Annotated in this window: 13 protein-coding genes; all 13 read left to right on the forward strand. The window is 61.8% G+C overall.

All coding sequences use genetic code 11. The features are described from left to right. Positions 1-66 precede the first annotated feature (66 nt). Positions 67-3,543 carry a DNA polymerase III subunit alpha gene (gene dnaE / locus WB528_RS05945; RefSeq protein ID WP_423887499.1) on the forward strand — a complete coding sequence of 1,159 codons (3,477 nt, stop codon included), beginning with the start codon at positions 67-69 and terminating at the stop codon, positions 3,541-3,543. Between the two features lie 234 nt (positions 3,544-3,777). Beyond that, a complete protein-coding gene (locus tag WB528_RS05950) occupies positions 3,778-5,064 on the forward strand; it encodes a S1C family serine protease (protein WP_423887500.1) in 1,287 nt (428 codons plus the stop codon). Next, positions 5,061-6,023, forward strand: a complete 963-nt coding sequence (locus WB528_RS05955) for an FHA domain-containing protein (RefSeq protein ID WP_423887501.1) — start codon at positions 5,061-5,063, stop codon at positions 6,021-6,023. The genes WB528_RS05950 and WB528_RS05955 overlap by 4 nt, the downstream gene beginning before the upstream one ends. A 108-nt stretch (positions 6,024-6,131) precedes the next feature. Continuing rightward, on the forward strand, positions 6,132-6,656 hold the full coding sequence (locus WB528_RS05960; RefSeq protein WP_423887502.1) for a DUF2846 domain-containing protein: 525 nt from the start codon (positions 6,132-6,134) through the stop codon (positions 6,654-6,656). 230 nt (positions 6,657-6,886) lie between these two features. Beyond that, a complete protein-coding gene (locus WB528_RS05965) occupies positions 6,887-7,888 on the forward strand; it encodes a 30S ribosomal protein S2 (RefSeq protein WP_423887503.1) in 1,002 nt (333 codons plus the stop codon). 128 nt (positions 7,889-8,016) lie between these two features. Next, positions 8,017-8,940: a translation elongation factor Ts gene (tsf, locus tag WB528_RS05970; RefSeq protein ID WP_423887504.1), complete on the forward strand. Its 924-nt coding sequence runs from the start codon at positions 8,017-8,019 to the stop codon at positions 8,938-8,940. A gap of 72 nt (positions 8,941-9,012) precedes the next feature. Next, positions 9,013-9,729 carry a UMP kinase gene (gene pyrH / locus WB528_RS05975; protein WP_423887505.1) on the forward strand — a complete coding sequence of 239 codons (717 nt, stop codon included), beginning with the start codon at positions 9,013-9,015 and terminating at the stop codon, positions 9,727-9,729. Positions 9,730-9,805: 76 nt separating this feature from the next. Next, complete coding sequence (gene frr, locus WB528_RS05980; protein WP_423887506.1) at positions 9,806-10,369, forward strand: ribosome recycling factor; 564 nt, start codon at positions 9,806-9,808, stop codon at positions 10,367-10,369. A gap of 66 nt (positions 10,370-10,435) precedes the next feature. Continuing rightward, positions 10,436-11,194, forward strand: coding sequence for an isoprenyl transferase (locus WB528_RS05985; protein WP_423887507.1), 759 nt, complete (start codon positions 10,436-10,438; stop codon positions 11,192-11,194). Between the two features lie 80 nt (positions 11,195-11,274). Next, positions 11,275-12,039, forward strand: a complete 765-nt coding sequence (locus WB528_RS05990; RefSeq protein WP_423887511.1) for a phosphatidate cytidylyltransferase — start codon at positions 11,275-11,277, stop codon at positions 12,037-12,039. A gap of 3 nt (positions 12,040-12,042) precedes the next feature. Then, complete coding sequence (gene dxr, locus WB528_RS05995) at positions 12,043-13,263, forward strand: 1-deoxy-D-xylulose-5-phosphate reductoisomerase (protein ID WP_423887508.1); 1,221 nt, start codon at positions 12,043-12,045, stop codon at positions 13,261-13,263. 43 nt (positions 13,264-13,306) lie between these two features. Continuing rightward, a complete protein-coding gene (locus WB528_RS06000; protein ID WP_423887509.1) occupies positions 13,307-14,458 on the forward strand; it encodes a M50 family metallopeptidase in 1,152 nt (383 codons plus the stop codon). 172 nt (positions 14,459-14,630) lie between these two features. Further along, on the forward strand, positions 14,631-16,972 hold a 2,342-nt coding region (gene bamA, locus WB528_RS06005; RefSeq protein WP_423887510.1), incomplete at its 3' end, for an outer membrane protein assembly factor BamA.

Genomic DNA, 16,972 nt, shown 5'->3' on the forward strand with positions numbered 1-16,972 from the left:
TGGAGGGTAGCCGAGTCGCTTCCAGCGGCGCGTGCTCCCTCAAAACGCTGAGTTGCCGATAACGACATGTCCAAGCCTGTGGCGCTGTCCTCCAATCCCGGTTTCGTCCATCTCCACGTCCATTCGGCCTATTCGCTGCTGAAGGGCTCGATCAAGATTGCCCGTCTTGGCGAACTCGCCAAGGCGGACCGTCAGCCGGCGTTGGCGTTGACCGATACCGACAACATGTTCGGGGCGCTCGAATTCTCCGACAAGATGGCCGGCTACGGCATCCAGCCCATTGTGGGGTGCGAACTCGCCGTCGACTTTGGCGATCAGGACCCTAACGCACGCAACGCAATGGCGTCGGCGCCGTCGCGAATCGTGCTGTTGGCGGCGCGCGAACGTGGCTACCGCAGCCTGATGCAACTCAATTCCCGCGCGTTTCTGGAAACGCCGGTCCACCAGAACCCGCATATCAAATTCGAGTGGCTCGAGGGCCATGCGGAAGGCCTGATCGTGCTGACGGGCGGCCCGGACGGTCCGGTCTCGCTGGCGCTTGCCGCCGATCAGGGAGCGCTGGCAACGTCGCGTTGCGAACGGCTCGCTGCCGTATTCGGCGATCGCCTCTATGTCGAATTGCAACGCCATGGCATCGAGAAGGAACGGCGCGTCGAGGCCGGTCTGATTGACCTCGCTTACGCCAAGGGCCTGCCGCTTGTCGCAACCAACGAGCCGTATTTTGCCACGGCGGACGACTACGAGGCCCACGACGCCTTGCTCTGCATTGCCGGCGGCCGGCTGATAGCCGAAACCGAGCGCGAGCAGCTGACGCCGGATCATCGCTTCAAGACGCGCGCGGAGATGGCGGTTCTGTTTGCCGACATTCCGGAAGCCTTGAACTCCACTGTGGAGATCGCCGAGCGTTGCGCCTTCCGTCCACAGACGCGAAAGCCGATCCTGCCGCGCTTCACGGTTGGCGCGGGCGCCAACGCGACCGATGCGGCCAACGAGGAAGCCGGTGAGCTGCGCCGTCAGGCCGAGGAGGGGTTGAGCAACCGGCTCGCCGTTCACGGCCTCTCGCAAGGAAGCTCCGAAGAGGACTATCGCGCGCGGCTCGCCTTCGAGCTCGATGTCATCAGCCGCATGAACTATGCGGGCTATTTCCTGATCGTCGCCGACTTCATCAAATGGGCCAAGGCCGAAGGGATTCCGGTCGGCCCAGGCCGCGGCTCAGGCGCCGGCTCGCTCGTGGCCTACGCGCTGACCATCACCGATCTCGATCCGATTCGCTTTGGCCTGCTGTTCGAACGCTTCCTCAATCCGGAACGCGTGTCGATGCCCGACTTCGACATCGATTTCTGTCAGGACCGTCGCGGCGAAGTGATCGATTACGTGCAAAAGCGCTATGGCCGCGATCAGGTCGCCCAGATCATCACCTTCGGAACGCTTCAGGCGCGCGGCGTGCTGCGCGACGTCGGGCGCGTGCTGCAAATGCCCTATGGGCAGGTCGACAAGCTGACCAAGCTGGTGCCGCAAAATCCGGCGGCTCCCGTTACGCTCGCGGCCGCGATCGAAAGCGAGCCGAAGCTCCAGGCGTTTCGCGACGAGGATCCGGTGGTGGCGCGCGCCTTCGACATCGCGCAGCGTCTGGAAGGCCTGACCCGGCACGCTTCCACCCACGCCGCGGGCATCGTGATCGGCGATCGTCCCTTAAGCGAACTCGTGCCGCTCTACCGCGATCCGAAGTCCGACATGCCGGTCACCCAGTTCAACATGAAGTGGGTCGAGCCCGCTGGCCTCGTCAAATTCGACTTCCTGGGACTGAAGACGCTCACCGTGCTCGATGTCGCGGTGAAGCTGCTCAAGCAGCGCAACCTTGACGTCAATCTGCCGACGCTGCCGCTGGATGATGCCCCAAGCTACCAGATGCTGGCGCGCGGCGATGTGGTCGGCGTGTTCCAGGTGGAAAGTCAGGGCATGCGGCGGGCGCTGGTCGACATGCGGCCGGACCGCTTCGAAGACATCATCGCGCTGGTGGCGCTCTATCGCCCGGGACCGATGGCCAATATCCCGACCTACTGTGCCCGCAAGCACGGCGATGAGGAGCCTGAGTACCTGCATCCGCTGCTCGAGCCGATCCTGAAGGAGACGTTCGGCGTCATCATCTATCAGGAACAGGTGATGCAGATCGCGCAGGTAATGGCCGGCTACTCGCTCGGCGACGCCGATCTGTTGCGCCGCGCGATGGGCAAGAAGATCCGCGCCGAGATGGAAAAGCAGCGCGCGGTCTTCGTTGCCGGCGCGGTCAAGAACAACGTTCCCAAAGCCCAAGCGGACACTATCTTCGAGCTGCTGGCGAAATTCGCCGACTACGGCTTCAACAAGAGCCACGCCGCGGCCTACGCGCTCGTCTCCTATCACACCGCCTACATGAAGGCGCATTACCCGGTCGAATTCCTGGCGGCGTCGATGACGCTCGAGCTCAACAATACCGACAAGCTCTCGGAATTTCGCGCCGAGGCGCAGCGGCTGGGAATCAAGGTCGAGGCGCCCAACATCAACCGTTCGGGCGCCGTCTTCGAGGTCAGCGACGGCACGATTTTCTACGCGCTTGCAGCGTTGAAGGGCGTCGGCCAGCACGCGGTGGAGTTGATCATCGACGCGCGCCGCAATGGGCCGTTCACGTCCCTTGCCGATTTTGCCTCCCGCGTGAACCCGCGGGCGATCAACAAGCGGATCATCGAGAGCCTGGCCGCCGCCGGCGCCTTCGATACGCTCGAACCGAACCGCGCGCGGGTGTTTGCCGGTGCGGACGCAATCCTTGCCGCCTGCCAGCGCAGCCACGAGGCCGCAACTTCCGGCCAGAACGACATGTTCGGTAGTGCTCCGGACGCGCCGACCATCATGCTGCCGCAGGTCGAGCCGTGGCTGCCCGCCGAGAAGCTGCGCCGCGAATATGATGCGATCGGCTTCTTCCTGTCGGGCCATCCGCTCGATGACTACGCAACGGTACTCAAGCGGTTGCGGGTGCAGTCCTGGGCCGAGTTTTCGCGCGCGGTGAAAACCGGCGCGACCGCGGGCAAGGTCGCGGCAACGGTGGTGTCTCGTATGGAGCGGCGCACCAAGACCGGCAACAAGATGGGTATCATCGGTCTGTCGGACCCGACCGGTCATTTCGAGGCGGTGCTGTTCTCTGAAGGTCTCGCCCAATACCGCGATATCCTGGAGCCGGGGGCAGCCGTGCTCCTGCAATTGGGCGCGGAGTTGCAGGGGGAGGACGTGCGGGCGCGTGTGCTGCACGCCGAAGCGCTCGATGATGCCGCCGCCAAGACCCAAAAAGGCTTGCGGATATTCCTGCGCGACACCAAGCCACTGGAGTCGATTGCCCGGCGGCTTTCGCCGCCGGCCGGCCAATCCGGCAGCGGCGATATCGCGCTCGTGCTGCGCCTCGATATGCAGACCGAGGTCGAGTTCAAGCTGGATGGCCGGTTTCAGGTGTCGCCGCAGATCGCGGGTGCGATCAAGGCGGTCGCCGGCGTCGAGATGGTGGAGACGCTATGATGACTGTTCGGTGACAGGTGATCTGCTCCGGCGCCACCGCCAGGCCGGGTTTCAAGCCGCCGGAGCGTCGCGCAGTTGCAACCTGACGGTGTTTTGGCTAAACGCCTGCCGAATAGCCATTGCCCGTTTTTATGCCCGCGCTGCGTGCTGGAGATTGGCGACTTTTTTTGTGGATTGAACGGGTCACGGTGCGTTTTGAAGGCTTGGTTCGTTAGGTTCGCGTGGGGGCTTCGGTTGTGCCTGGCGATCGCAGCCGCCGGCTGTGGCGCCGCACGGGCAGCTGGCGGCCAGGTAGCCGGCGCCGAAGCCGTCTATGCAACCGCGCCGCCGCGGCTGCTGCAAATCCGCACGCTGCTGACCAGCGCCGGTCAGCAAACATCGATCGGCTCGGCATTTCTGGTCTCGGCGGACGGGCTGGCGATCACGAATTACCATGTGGTTTCCCATGTCGTGTTCGAGCCGAACACCTACCGGCTCGAATACACCGCCGCCGACGGAACCCAGGGCGAGGTTCATCTGCTGGCAGTAGATATGCCCAACGACCTCGCCATTGTGCGGGTCGACAAGCACGATGCGCCGTTCTTCACGTTTAACGCCGCGGCCATTAGCGGCGACCTGCCGAAGGGCGAGCGCCTTTACTCGATGGGCAATCCACTCGATCTCGGTTTCACCATCGTGGAGGGCACCTACAGCGGCCTCGTTGATCGCAGCTACAACGAACGCATTCACTTCACAGGTGCGCTCAACCCCGGCATGAGCGGAGGGCCCGCCACCACGGCCGACGGCGAGGTTGCCGGCGTCAACGTCGCCACCCGCCGCGGCGGCCAGCTTGTGAGTTTTCTGGTTCCGGCGCGATTTGCCAATGCCCTGTTGCAGCGGGTGCGGGATCATGGGCCGACGCCCGATTTGCGCGCCGAGATCGGCCGGCAATTCACGGCGTGGCACAGGGCGTTCTACAAATCTCTCGGGGAGCAGGGATTTCGTTCGATCGCGCTCGGTCCGTATCGAGGGCCGGAAACCGCTGCACCGTGGTTCACCTGCTGGGCGCAAACCAATTCGGGCGCCATGCCCAAGCCGCGTGCGGATGTGAATTCAACGAACTGCACCAGCGACTCCAGCCTGTTCGTCGCCTCGGATCTCACCACCGGGAATGTGCAGATCAACCACTACTATGTCAGGAGTTCCGATCTGAACCAGTTTCAGTTCGCGAACTATCTGGCGCAGCTCAGCCAGGCGCGTCTGACCGGCGGTGGCCCCTACCGGAAATGGTACACGCCGGAACGCTGCCAGGAAGACTTCGTCGGCAACGGTGCCGCGTCGGATCGCCCGTCGCTGCGCGTGATGTGGTGCGCGCAGGCTTATCGGGAATTTGAGGATTTTTACGACGTCGCGCTGGTCGCAATCACGCAGGACGCTGGCGGTGGCGCGCTGGTCTCACGGATGAGTCTGCAAGCTGTTGGCTACGAGGACGCCATGGCGCTGGGCCGGCGCTTCCTCGATGCGGTGCGGGTGAGCAAGTGATCTGGATCGAGGTTCTCTCCCGTCATCGCGACGTCGCTACCCGCGTGGGTATCGCGGGCGAGGTGGCCAGCATTGGCCGCGGTTACGAGAATGACGTGATCGTCGACGATCCCTATGTTGCCGCCCGTCATCTGCGGGTGTTCCGCGACGAGGCCGGACAACTCGTCGCCGAGGACCTTGGCAGCGTCAACGGGACTTTCCTCGACGGCGGCACGAGCCACATGTCGCGCCTCGTGATCGACGGGGGACGACCGATCCGGATCGGTCAGACGTTGCTGCGCGTCCGCGCTCATGATTATTCCGTCGAGCCCGAGCGGGTCGCGCCGGCCGAACGGCACGCGCTGCCGATTGTTCTCGTGGTGGCGGTCGCCGCGGCGCTGTTCGGCTTGATCGCGCTTCGGGTCTGGCTCGCTCAGACCAGCGAGCCGCGGCTATCGAACTATGTGACGCCGATGCTCACGGTTTGCGGAATAATGGTGATCTGGGTCGGCGTCTGGGCGCTGGTCTCGCGCATCTTCGCCGGGCGTTCGCACTTTGCCCGCAACCTCCTGATCGCGCTTTCCGGCTTCCTGTCTTCGCTGATCTACAACGAGCTCGCTCGCTACGCTTCGTTCGCGCTGACCTGGCCCGCGCCAAGTACCTACGAGTACGCCGCAATATGGTTGATCCTGGCGGCAGTATTCTTCCTGCATCTGCGCCAGATCAGCGCGACGCGGTTGTGGCTGAAAGGTACGATCGTGGCAGCGCTTGTGGTCGTCGCGATCGGCATCCAATCGCTGCAACGCTCGGAAGCGTTTTCCGACAGCGGCCGGCAGAACACCGTGCGATTGTTGTTGCCCCCGGCGTTCCGCGCCGTTCCGTTGCACACGCCGGATGCGTTCTTCTCGGACGTCGCCAACCTCAAGACGAGGCTGGACTCCGACCGCAAGCAGGTCAGACCCGGCGAAGCGGCGCACTGAGCTGGGCGTGCCGCGCATCGTCCGGGGAGACTAGCTAGCCCGGTTGCAACCCGAAGCTGCATGTGGTTATTGGCAGCGAGGGGAAACAGGCGAAGTGTTGGGGGCGGGATGTTACGGCGTAGGTTGGTCTTGGCGAGCGCTGTGCTGTTGTCGGGCTGCGCGAGCGACGGCGTCGGCACAGAATACGCGGCCGTCGTGCAAAAGATTGGGCAACCGAGGGCCGGTCAGTCCCGCATCGTGGTGTTCCAGGAAAAACGCCAGGGTCTCAGCATGGCCCTTTGTGCCTGTGACATGAAACTTGACGGCGATCCGATCGGGAAGGTGACAACCGGGACGTACGTCTACGCCGATCGTCCAGCGGGCCGGCACCGGCTGATAGCCAGTGAATCGCTATTTCCTGGCGATACCATACGAGAATTCACGACCCAACCGGGCCGCACCTATTATTTCCTGATCAGGGCAAGTGAACGACACAACGCGATCGCGACGGGTGGCGCCGTCGCGGGATTGACCGGTATTTTGGTCGTTGCGGCGGCTACCTCGGAAAAGGAAAATCAAGGGCCGGCGGAACTGCTTTCGCTTGACGCGTCCGCTGCCAAAACCGCGCTCGCAGAGCTTGAACTGGTGCAATAGGGCCTGTTCCGCGGCCGGTTTGGCCCGTTCGTCCGGGATCAGGATTTTGTCTGCGTTTTGAGGACAAAATCCCCAAAAGGTCCCGGATTTCCTTGCTTCTGGCGCAAATCAGGCTATATACCGCGCCATCTCACACGGAAACATGGCTCAAAAGGCCGTCCGGTGGCAACCGGGCCATAAGGCTCGTTTGCTCACACGTTTCCGGAGGAACCAACCGGAGAACTAGAACCATGGCAGTACCCGATTTTTCTATGCGTCAGCTGCTTGAGGCTGGCGTTCACTTTGGCCACCAGTCGCACCGCTGGAATCCGAAAATGGCCGACTATATTTTCGGTGCGCGCAATAACATTCATATCATCGACCTTGCCCAGACCGTGCCGTTGATGCATCGCGCACTTCAGGCGGTCAGCGATACGGTGGCCAAGGGCGGCCGTATCCTGTTTGTCGGCACCAAGCGGCAGGCTCAGGACGGCGTTGCCGAGGCGGCCAGGCGGTCGGCGCAGTATTTCGTCAACTCGCGCTGGCTCGGCGGCACGCTGACCAACTGGAAAACGATTTCCGGCTCGATCAAGCGGCTGCGGCATCTCGACGAGGTGCTCAACTCCGGCGATGCGAGCGCCTACACCAAGAAGGAGCGGCTGACGTTGCAGCGCGAGCGCGACAAGCTCGACCGCTCGCTCGGCGGCATCAAAGACATGGGCGGCTTGCCGGACATGATCTTCGTGATCGACACCAACAAGGAAGACATCGCGATCCAGGAAGCCCAGCGGCTGAACATTCCGGTCGCGGCGATCGTCGACACCAACTCGGACCCGAAGGGCATCACCTACGTGGTTCCCGGCAACGACGACGCTGGCCGGGCCATTTCGCTGTATTGCGATCTGGTCGCGCGCGCTGCGATCGACGGCATTTCGCGTGCACAGGGCGACGCCGGCATCGATATCGGCGCGTCGGCCAATCCGGTGCGTCAGGAAACTCCGGCCGCAGCACCTCAGGCCTCCGGCTTCCAGGGGCTGGCGGGCCCGCGTGGCGCGCCGGACGATCTCAAGAAGCTCACCGGCGTATCCGGTGCGATCGAGAAGAAGTTCAACGACCTCGGCATCTTCCACTATTGGCAGCTGGCTGAGCTCGATCACGACACGGTCCACAAGATCGGCGAAGAAGTCGGTCTGCCGGGCCGGGCCGATGGCTGGGTGGCTCAGGCCAAGACCCTTACCGCCGAAGCGGAATAGTAATATGCCGGCCGGAAATCCCGGCCGGCGTAACTGACAAATTCCTTTTTTACGGCATTGGTGACGGCGGATAGCGGCAGAGGTCGAACCGCGTGCGACCGCCGTCATAGGCAAAGGACGATAGCGACATGGCGACAATCACGGCGGCGATGGTCAAGGACCTGCGCGAATCTACCGGCGCGGGCATGATGGATTGCAAGGCAGCCTTGACCGAGAGCGGCGGCGACATGCAGGCCGCGCAGGATTGGCTGCGCAAGAAGGGCCTGTCGAAAGCCGCCAAGAAGGCGGGCCGCGTCGCAGCTGAAGGACTGATCGGGGCGGTGACGGCTGGCACCAAGGGCGTGGTCGTCGAAGTCAATTCCGAGACCGATTTCGTCGCACGCAACGGCCAATTCCAGGGCCTGGTGATGATGGTCGCGCAGGTCGCGCTCGATGTCGGCGCCGACATCGAGAAGATCAAGGCCGCCAAGGTCGGCGGGGTGACGGTCGAGACCGCCATCGCGGATGCCATCGCCACCATCGGAGAAAACATGACGCTGCGCCGTGCCGCCTCGCTCGAGGTCGGCAAGGGCGTGGTGTCGAGCTACGTGCACAATGCGGTGATTGACGGCGCCGGCAAGATGGGCGTGATTGTCGCGCTGGAATCGTCCGGCAAGGCCGATGAGCTGGCCACGCTCGGCAAGCAATTGGCGATGCATGTCGCAGCCGCCAACCCCTTAGCCATCGATCCGGCCGGGCTCGATCCGGCTGCGGTCAAGCGCGAGAAGGATGTGCTTGCCGACAAATATCGCCAGCAGGGCAAGCCGGAGAATGTGATCGAAAAGATCGTCGAGTCCGGTTTGAAGACCTACTACAAGGAAGTCTGCCTTCTGGAGCAGGCCTTCATCCATGACAGCGGCAAGTCCGTGGCCCAGGCGGTCAAGGAAGCTGAGGGTAAGGTCGGCGGATCGATCAAGGTAGCCGGATTTTTGCGCTATGCTCTCGGTGAGGGAATCGAGCGGCAGGAAACCGACTTTGCAGCCGAAGTCGCAGCCGCCAGCGGTCAGAAGTAGCCGACGCGACAGTGCTTGCGACCTGTTTTGCGTGCGCGAGCTGCCGGGCGGGGTAGGGAAGGCGATTAGCAGATGGCAGGGCCGGTCTATCGTCGCGTGGTGATCAAACTGTCCGGCGAATATCTCGCCGGCAGCCACGGCGCCGGCATCGACCAGCCGACCCTCGACCGGGTCGCCTCCGATCTGATCGCGGCGCAAAAGCTCGGTACTGAAATTGCCGTGGTGATCGGCGGCGGCAACATGATCCGCGGCGTTGAAGTGTCGGCGAAAGGCGTCTCCCGGCCGACCGGCGACACTATGGGCATGCTGGCCACGGTGATGAACTGCCTGGCGCTCGAAGCGGCCATCGAACGCCGAGGCACGCCGGCGCGCGCCCTGTCGGCGTTTGTCATGCCGCAGATTTGCGAGCTTTTCACCCGAAGTGCAACGCACAAATATCTCGCCGAGGGACGCATCGTGCTGCTGGGCGGCGGAACCGGAAATCCATTTTTCACCACCGACACCACGGCGGTGTTGCGTGCGGCCGAAATCGGCGCACATGCCGTGCTGAAGGCCACCAATGTCGACGGCATCTACAGCGCGGATCCGAAAAAAGACCCGTCCGCCAAGCGATTTGATCGCCTGACCCATTCCGAAGCCATCGGGGGCGGTTACAAGGTGATGGATGCGACCGCATTTGCGCTTGCCCGGGAGACCTCGCTGCCTATCATCGTGTTTTCGATTGCCGAGCCGGGTTCGATCGGCGCCATTCTGAGTGGTACTGGTCGCGGCACCATCGTTGCCGGTTAGCCGTCCTTGTAGTTCTTTAAGGCGCAACAGTACGCGTGCAGCGTCGCGGCAACCGTATTGAGGAGGAGAGAGCGTCATGCCCACGGGTAGTTTCGACATCAACGAAGTGAAGCGCCGCATGCAGGGCGCCACGCAATCTCTCAAGCACGAACTCGGGGGTTTGCGAACGGGGCGCGCCGCCGCATCGATGCTGGAACCGGTCCAGGTCGAGGCCTATGGTTCTCACATGCCGCTCAATCAGGTTGCGACCATCAGCGTGCCCGAACCGCGGCTGTTGTCGGTGCAGGTGTGGGATAAATCGATGGTGAAGGCGGTCGAAAAGGCGATTGTCGATTCCAACCTGGGTTTGAGTCCCGCGACCGAGGGGCAGGTCCTTCGCCTGCGGATTCCCGAGCTCAACGAGGATCGCCGCAAGGAACTGGTGAAGGTCGCCCACAAATATGCGGAAGCCGCGCGGGTTGCTGTTCGTCACGTACGGCGCGATGGTCTCGATACGATCAAGAAGCTCGAGAAGAATCACGAGATTTCCGAGGACGATCAGGAGCGCCTGGGTCATGACGTGCAAAAGGCGACCGACGGCTCGATTTCGGAAATCGATCAGCTGTTGGCGGCCAAGGAAAAGGAAATTCTAACCGTTTAGCTTCTGGTTCGGGCGCGATCCGTTGAACCTACCGTTTGCCGAGATCGAGCCTCAAGGGATTGATTGATGTCGAATGCCGCGGCGCCTGCGACTGAAGGACCTGATCGAGGGGGTGGTCCTTTGCATGTGGCGATCATCATGGACGGGAACGGACGATGGGCCGCAGCGCGCGGTCTTCCGCGCGTCGAAGGTCATCGCCGTGGCGTCGAGACCTTGCGCAATGTTGTTCGTGCCGCGGGCGAACTCGGTGTTCGCTATCTGACGATTTTCTCTTTCAGCTCCGAAAACTGGTCGAGGCCGGCGTCTGAAATCGGCGACCTCTTTGGATTATTGCGGCGATTCATCCGCAACGATCTGGCAACCCTGCATCGCGATGGTGTTCGTGTCCGCGTGATCGGCGAGCGCGAGGGGCTTGAGCCGGATATTTGCGCGCTTCTGAAGGAAGCCGAAGACCTGACACGGGACAATGATCGCCTTCATCTCGTTGTGGCCTTCAACTACGGCTCACGGCAGGAGATCGCCCGCGCCGCGCAGCGGCTTGCGAGCGAGGTGGCGGAAGGCAAACGCGATCCGTCGTCGATCGATGCCGACGCGCTCGGCCGATACCTCGATGCTCCGGAAATTCCGGATCCAGACCTGATCATCCGCACCAGCGGAGAGCAGCGGCTGTCGAATTTCCTGATGTGGCAGGCAGCCTATAGCGAGCTGGTTTTTGTTCCGGTCCACTGGCCCGATTTCGACAAGGCCGCGCTCGAAGGCGCAATTGCGGAATACGCCCGGCGCGAGCGTCGATTTGGCGGTCTGGTTGCGAAAACCGGATCGTGACAGAAAGCGAATCCGCATCAATTACTGTGGCCGGGCAGGAAAGGCGGAACCTTCTGGCGCGGATCGTCGCCGCGCTGGTGATGGCGCCACTCGCCATCGCGATTGCCTATGCCGGCGGATGGCTTTGGACCGGCCTCGTCACCGCGACCGCGATCGGGCTTTACGCGGAGTGGCTCGCCGTCATCGGCGCGCGCACGCTCCGCCTTGTCGTCCTGGGCGTCCTGATCCTTTTGGGCGTGGGTCTGGTCGACGCGGGACACATCACTGCAAGCTATCTTTCCGGGTTTGTTGTGCTGGGAATTCTTGCCGTTGTAGTCATGTCTCCCGATCGCCGCGCCTGGGCCGCGATGGGGATTGCTTATGCGTTGGCAGCCTCAATCGCCTCCAGCGCGGTGCGGCTCGATCCGGCGTGGGGCTTCGCGGCCTTGATGCTGGTGCTGCTGGTGGTGTGGGCAACCGATATCGGCGGATACTTTGCCGGCCGGTTCATCGGCGGTCCAAAACTCTGGCCACACGTCAGCCCGAAGAAGACCTGGGCCGGTGCGATCGGCGGCTTTGTGGCAAGTCTTGGCGTGGCGGGTGGATTTGCGGCATTCGATCTCGGAAAAGCCGCACCCTTGCTGGGGTTGGGCGCCATTCTCTCGATAGCCTCGCAGTTCGGCGATCTCTTTGAGTCCGCCGTCAAGCGCAGGTTCGGTGTCAAGGATTCCAGTCACATCATTCCGGGTCATGGTGGGCTCATGGACCGCCTAGACGGCTTCGTGGCTGCCATCGTTCTGGCGGCTGTTTTCGGGTTTTTGCGTGGCGGCGCGGATGGCGTCGGCCGCGGTCTTATGGTTTGGTGAGGCATGAGCGCAGTTCCCTTGCGTAACAACAAAGCGGCTCCCGCCGTTCGTTCGGTCACCGTGTTGGGCGCGACCGGTTCGATCGGCGACAGCACGATGGACCTGCTGCGGGCCTCGAAAGATCGCTACCGCGTCGAGGCGCTGACGGCGAATACCAACGTGCAAGCCTTGGCCAATCTCGCCAGAGAATTCGGCGCGCGTTATGTCGCCGTCGCCGATCCGGCACGGTTGAACGAATTGAAAGCCGCGCTGGCGGGCACGCGCACGGAATGTGGGGCTGGCGAAAGTGCCGTGATCGAGGCGGCTGCGCGGCCCGCGGATTGGGTGATGGCTGCGGTGAGCGGAGCGGCGGGATTGAAACCCGCGCTTGCTGCCGTCGATCGCGGCGCGACCGTGGCATTGGCCAACAAGGAATGCCTCGTCTGTGCCGGCGATTTCTTCATGCAGCGAGCGACGCAGGCAGGCGCCTGCATTTTGCCTGCGGACTCCGAACACAACGCGCTATTTCAGGCGCTGAGCTCCGGCAATCGGGACGAACTGGTTCGCGTCATCATCACCGCATCAGGCGGTCCGTTCCGGACCTGGTCCAGCGCCGACATCGAACAGGCAACGCTGGCGCAGGCGCTGAAACATCCGAACTGGAGCATGGGACAAAAGATCACCATCGATTCGGCTTCGATGATGAACAAAGGCCTCGAGGTGATCGAGGCGGCATGCCTGTTTGGTCTGTCCGCCGAAGAGATCGATGTTCTGGTTCATCCGCAATCGATCATTCACGGAATGGTCGAGTTCTCCGATCGCTCGGTGGTGGCGCAGTTGGGGGCGCCCGACATGCGCACGCCGATCGCGCATTGCCTGGGCTGGCCCGACCGAATCGTGGGTCCGGCCGCGAAACTCGATCTCGCCAAGATCGGGCAGTTGACGTTTGAGGCGCCGGATTTCGCGCGCTTCCCGGGGCTCAAGCTAGCCTATGACGCGTTGCGGACCGGCCGTGGCGCGACCACGGTCTATAACGCCGCGAACGAGGTGGCGGTCGCCGCTTTTATCGCTGGAAAGATCCGGTTTGGCGCGATTGCTCGCCTGGTCGAGGCAACGCTGGAAGCTTGGATTCGCTCCGGCAATCTGGCACCCCTCAATTCCGCTGACGATGCAATTGCTGTTGACCATAGCGCTCGAAATAAAGCGGTCACCCTATTGCCTCAAATTGCCTTAAAGGCATCCTAGAGCGTTGGGGTGGAGCCTATGGCTCCGGGTGAGGGTAATTCGGATGTCTGAGTTTTTTCAGCATATTTTCAACGTGTTAGGCCATGGGCTGATCGGATATATCGTTCCCTTCCTGTTCGTGCTGACGGTCGTCGTTTTCTTCCATGAACTGGGTCATTTCCTGGTTGCCCGCTGGGCGGGCGTGAAGGTGTTAACCTTTTCGCTCGGATTTGGCCCGGAACTGGCCGGATTTAACGACCGGCACGGAACCCGCTGGAGGATTTCCGCCGTCCCGCTCGGCGGTTACGTCAAATTCTTCGGCGATGACAGCGAAGCCTCGACCCCCGACCTCGACTCGCTCGGGAACATGACACCCGAAGAACAGGCGGGCAGCTTTCATCACAAGCGGGTCGGTCCTCGGGCAGCGATTGTAGTGGCGGGCCCGTTTGCGAATTTTCTATTGGCCATCGTGATCTTCGCGGGGATGTCGCTCTATTACGGCAAGCCCAGTTCGACTCCGCGTGTCGATGTGGTTCAAGCCGACAGCGTCGCCGCCTCGTCGGGCTTTCAGGTCGGGGACGTCGTGGTCTCGATCGATGGCGCTGCGATCGAAAGTTTCGCTGACATGCAGCGAATCGTTTCCACCAACGCGGGCTCCAAGCTGACATTCCAGGTGAAGCGTGACGGCGCGCTCATCACGTTGTCGGCAACGCCGGCGCTGAAGGAAGTCAAAGACATCTTTGGAAACAGTCACAGGATCGGCGTGCTGGGAATTCAGTACAATGCGCAACCGAGCGATCCGAAAACCACGCCGGTTGGCTATGCTGAGTCGCTCAAGATCGGCGTCGAGCAGGTCTGGTTTATCATCGACGGTACGTTCAAGTTCGTCGGCTCCCTGTTTGTCGGGGCCGGCTCTACCGGCGACCTCGGCGGACCATTGCGGATCGCGCAGCTCTCGGGACAGGCGGCCAGCCTGGGCTTTCAGTTCCTGCTGCAACTATGCGCGGCGCTATCGGTGTCGATCGGTTTGCTGAACCTGTTTCCGGTGCCGCTGCTGGATGGCGGTCATCTTTTGTTCTATTCCGTGGAAGCCGCGCGGGGACGCCCATTGTCTGCCAGAGCCCAGGAAATGGGGTCGCGAATCGGGCTGGGCCTGGTGCTGATGTTGATGGTGTTTGTCACCTATAACGACATCCTCCACTTTGCTTCATCGTGAAGCGGCTTTTTTATGACGTGGCCAATAGGCAACGTCTTGGAATGAAATTGAAATCGCGCTGCGACATTAGGTTTGCCGGTCTGGCAAAATTGGCTACAAGCAGGGCGACTGATGGGGGTTTGCCGGTTCGTGGGGTACGGGTCGGCAACAAGATTGTAAGGGCGCTCGGCGCATGAAGCTTGGAATGCGGGTACGGGGAGGCTTGTTGGCCGCCCTGATCATGTGGGCGACGCCGTTTGCCACTACCTTGGCGATCGGGCTCGTGTCCTCGCCGGCCTCGGCGCAGACCGTGGACTCGATTCAGGTCGAGGGTAATCGCCGGGTCGAGACCGCGACGATCCGGTCCTATTTCAAGCCGGGTCCCAACGGGAAGTTGGACCAGGGACACATCGATGACGGCCTGAAAGGCCTGATCGAAACCGGCCTGTTCCAGGATGTGCACATCAATCAGGCCGGCGGCCGCGTCGTCGTGTCGGTGGTTGAAAATCCGGTCATTGGCCGCGTAGCTTTCGAAGGCAACAAGAAGATCAAGGACGAACAGCTCTCGTCCGAAATTCAGTCGAAGCCGCGCGGAACGTTGTCGCGTCCGGTGGTGCAGTCCGACGCGCAGCGAATCGCGGACATCTATCGTCACGCCGGCCGATATGATGTGTCGGTCGTTCCGGAAATCATCGAGCAGCCGAACAATCGTGTCGATCTCGTCTTCACGATCACGGAAGGCAAAAAGACCGGCATCAACTCGATCGAATTCATCGGCAACACGACCTATTCGGCCTATCGCCTGCGCGATGTCATCAAGACGCGCGAATCGAATCTTCTGAGCTTCCTTGGCGGCAACGACGTCTACGATCCCGACCGTATCGAAGCCGACCGCGATCTGATTCGGCGTTACTATCTCAAGCACGGCTTCGCCGACGTGCAGGTTGTCGCAGCGTTGACCGAGTACGATCCGCAAAAGAAGGGCTTTTTGGTCACCTTCAAGATCGATGAAGGCCAGCAATACCACGTCGGTTCTGTCAATTTTGAGTCCAGCATCCCTTCGCTGGATGGAAAGTCGCTTGCCCGGTTCTCGCGCGTCGGCGTTGGCTCGCTCTACAACGCCGAGGCGCTGGAGAAGTCCGTCGAGGAAATGCAAGTCGAAGCGTCGCGGCGGGGATATGCCTTCGCGGTCGTGAAGCCTCGCGGCGATCGGGACTTTCAAACGCACACGGTCTCGATTGTATTTGGTATCGACGAAGGCCCCCGCACCTATATCGAACGCATTAATGTGCGCGGCAATACGCGTACGCGCGACTTCGTTATCCGCAGGGAATTCGATATTTCCGAAGGTGACGCCTACAACCGGGCGCTGGTTGATCGCGCCGAGCGCCGCTTGAAGAATCTCGATTTCTTCAAATCGGTCAAGATCACCACCGAGCCAGGGTCATCGAGCGATCGCGTGATTCTCAATGTCGATCTTGAAGAGAAATCGACCGGTGATTTCTCGGTGTCGGGCGGCTATTCGACGACCGATGGTCCGCTCGCCGAGGTCAGCGTCTCGGAGCGCAACCTGCTGGGCCGCGGTCTTTACGGCAAAGTGTCGGTGACCTACGGCGAGTTTGCGCGCGGAGTTTCGGCTTCATTTGTCGAGCCTTACCTGCTCGACTATCGCGTCGCGCTTGGTCTTGACGCCTATTACCGCGAGCAGCTGCCCAACATCTATATCTCCTACTCGACCAGGACGATCGGCTTCAGTCCGCGAATCGGCCTTCAGCTGCGCGAGGATATGAGCTTGCAGTTGCGCTATTCGATCTATCAGCAGCAGGTGTCGCTACCGAGCTTTCTGGACAACTGTAACAACACCACCAACGGGATATTCAACCCGTCACCGGCATTTGCAAATACGGCGGCTGGACAACAGCTCATCCAGTCACTGGGAGCGGTAGATCCCACTGGAACCGGCCTCTGGTGTTATGCCGACGGCGAAGCTTCGTTGCCAGTGCGCAAGGAACTCGCAGGCGGCACAACGCTTACGTCGGCGCTCGGCTATAGCTTCGATTACAATACGCTCGACAACAACAAGAACCCGACCGACGGCCTTTTGTTCGACTGGAAACAGGACTTTGCGGGTGTCGGCGGCGATGTGACTTACCTGAAGTCGGCGATGGACGTGAAATACTACACGCCCCTGGTGGCGGATGTCGTCGCGTTGGTTCACTTCCAGGGCGGTCTCCTGACCCAGATCGGCAACAACCAGATCCGGATGCTCGATCACTTCCAGGAGGGGCCTGACCTGGTGCGCGGCTTTGCGCCGCTCGGCATCGGTCCGCGTGATATCAACCCTTACGGGACGCAGGATGCGCTCGGCGGTACGCAGTATTGGGGCGCCTCGCTGGAATTCCAGACGCCATTCTGGTTCCTGCCCAAGGAACTGGGTATGAAGGGCGCCGTCTATGCCGATGCCGGCTGGCTCGGAGATTACAAAGGCCCGACCGACTGGACCACTACGGGTGAAGTCAACGTACCGGGCTGTAC

The sequence above is a fragment of the Bradyrhizobium sp. genome (assembly GCF_049586575.1).
Lineage (GTDB): Bacteria > Pseudomonadota > Alphaproteobacteria > Rhizobiales > Xanthobacteraceae > Bradyrhizobium.

Excerpts from the sequence above, each read along its gene's own strand:
- WB528_RS06000 (WP_423887509.1), top strand. The coding sequence starts at position 13,307 with ATGTCTGAGTTTTTTCAGCATATTTTCAACGTGTTAGGCCATGGGCTG.
- dxr (WP_423887508.1), top strand. The coding sequence starts at position 12,043 with ATGAGCGCAGTTCCCTTGCGTAACAACAAAGCGGCTCCCGCCGTTCGT.
- WB528_RS05965 (WP_423887503.1), top strand. The coding sequence starts at position 6,887 with ATGGCAGTACCCGATTTTTCTATGCGTCAGCTGCTTGAGGCTGGCGTT.
- frr (WP_423887506.1), top strand. The coding sequence starts at position 9,806 with ATGCCCACGGGTAGTTTCGACATCAACGAAGTGAAGCGCCGCATGCAG.
- WB528_RS05960 (WP_423887502.1), top strand. The coding sequence starts at position 6,132 with ATGTTACGGCGTAGGTTGGTCTTGGCGAGCGCTGTGCTGTTGTCGGGC.
- pyrH (WP_423887505.1), top strand. The coding sequence starts at position 9,013 with ATGGCAGGGCCGGTCTATCGTCGCGTGGTGATCAAACTGTCCGGCGAA.
- tsf (WP_423887504.1), top strand. The coding sequence starts at position 8,017 with ATGGCGACAATCACGGCGGCGATGGTCAAGGACCTGCGCGAATCTACC.
- WB528_RS05985 (WP_423887507.1), top strand. The coding sequence starts at position 10,436 with ATGTCGAATGCCGCGGCGCCTGCGACTGAAGGACCTGATCGAGGGGGT.
- dnaE (WP_423887499.1), top strand. The coding sequence starts at position 67 with ATGTCCAAGCCTGTGGCGCTGTCCTCCAATCCCGGTTTCGTCCATCTC.
- WB528_RS05990 (WP_423887511.1), top strand. The coding sequence starts at position 11,275 with ATGGCGCCACTCGCCATCGCGATTGCCTATGCCGGCGGATGGCTTTGG.